General features: G+C 69.7%; 2 protein-coding genes. Both read right to left on the bottom strand.

Going from position 1 to position 1,562, the window contains the following annotated elements:
• Positions 1-62: 62 nt before the first annotated feature.
• Positions 63-1,145, bottom strand: a complete 1,083-nt coding sequence (locus EPN51_RS07640) for an integrase core domain-containing protein (protein ID WP_293039828.1) — start codon at positions 1,143-1,145, stop codon at positions 63-65.
• Positions 1,136-1,468, bottom strand: coding sequence for a helix-turn-helix domain-containing protein (locus tag EPN51_RS07645; RefSeq protein ID WP_293039831.1), 333 nt, complete (start codon positions 1,466-1,468; stop codon positions 1,136-1,138). The genes EPN51_RS07640 and EPN51_RS07645 overlap by 10 nt, the downstream gene beginning before the upstream one ends.
• Between the last annotated feature and the right edge of the window lie 94 nt (positions 1,469-1,562).

The following is a 1,562-nucleotide window of genomic DNA, read 5'->3' on the forward strand; positions in this document are numbered from 1 at the left end:
CCGCGGTGTGTCTGACCAAATGCACCAGTGCGGGGTCGTAACACCCAGCCGCTGGCGGGCTGTCATGAGTGATCCTTTCGTAGCTCGCGGTTGGTGGCAAGTCGTTGCTGGCGGGCGGTGGTGAGCCCGGCGCGGCGGGCGGCTCTGATGGCCTTGCCGCGGCCGTGGTGTTCGTCCTCGGGGGTGACGTAGCCGATGCCCTCGTGCAGTCGGACGGTGTTGTAGTGGGTGCGCAGCCGGTCCAGTTCGGCTTCGAGCTCGCCGGGGTCCTTGATCTTTTCCAGGTGCGGGAACTCGCCTTTGAGGTGTCCGAAGAACGACTCGATCCAGGCCTGGTCGTTCGGCGTGGAGGGCCGGCCGAAGTGCTGGGCGATGCGGGCGCCGGCCATGAACACTGCGGTGGCCTTGGAGGTCATCTGCGGCCCGTTGTCGCTGACCGCCAGCAGCACCGGGACCCGGTCGTCGTTGTCCGGGACGACCCCGGCCGCCAACTCCTCGAGCAACTGCGGGTCTTCGAGCAGGTAGCCCTTGCCGTCGGCGACGAGTGCGTCGGTGAAGGCGACCTCGACCTGGGTGGAGGACTCCTCGGCCGAGACGATCGTGGACAGCCAGTAGCGCGAGACGACGTCGAGCACCGCGATCGCGCAGCGCCGGCTGGCCCGGAAGTGGGTGAAGTCGTAGATCCAGATGACCCCGGGCACGAGTTCGGCCCACTGCGGCCACGGTGTCTTGGCCCGCGGTTCACGCGCCGGTGCGGCGGGCAGGATCACCCCGGCCGCGACCAGCACCCGCCACACCGTCGACTCCGACACGTGCACCAGCCCCAGCCGCGAGCCGCGGTGGGCCAGTTTGCGGTGGCTACGGTCGACCTCGCCCCAGCTCTCGGCCAGGGTCAGGATCGCCTCTCGTTCCCAGTCCAGCAGCGCATGCACCGCGAACTCCGGTCCGGGCTTGGCGTCGGCGAGACGGTCCTCGGCCGCGCGCGCCGCCCAGCGGGCCAGCCGGGTGTGTTCGACACCGAGCACCGAGGCGGACCGGCGCAGCGACCAGCCCGCCTCGGCGTTGGCATACGCGACCAGGTCGAGCAGCCCCTGCTTCACCGGCGCGTCGACACGTGGCGGGACCATGCCGGCGGTCAGTCCCAACGCGATTTTCCCTGGTGCAGATGCAGGCTCACGGCCTGCTCGGTCACCGTGGCCCGCAGCCGCTCGATCTCGGCCTGCGCCGCCTCCAGCTCGACCTGCTCGCGAGAACGGCCGGGTCGGCCCGGCACCGCTGCCGCGAGCGCATCCAGCGCGCCCTGCTTCGCCGTGCGGCACACCGCGACCACGGTGGAGCGGTCCACGCCGAACCGCTCGGCCGCCTCCCGCTGGGTCGACTGTCCGGTGAGCACCGCGATGAACATCTCGTACTTCTCGCTGGTCGCCAGCCGCTTGCGTGGCCTGCGTCCCGGCTTGGGTCCTGTCACTTCCTACCTCCTGAACGGTGATCAACTTATCCGCCCAGATGGTTGGGTATTAGAACCGGGAACTGGTGCACGAACTCAGACGCGGAAAGGGCAG

Origin of the sequence: Mycobacterium sp. (genome assembly GCF_004298145.1) — a bacterium.
In the GTDB taxonomy this organism is placed as follows: Bacteria; Actinomycetota; Actinomycetes; order Mycobacteriales; family Mycobacteriaceae; genus Mycobacterium.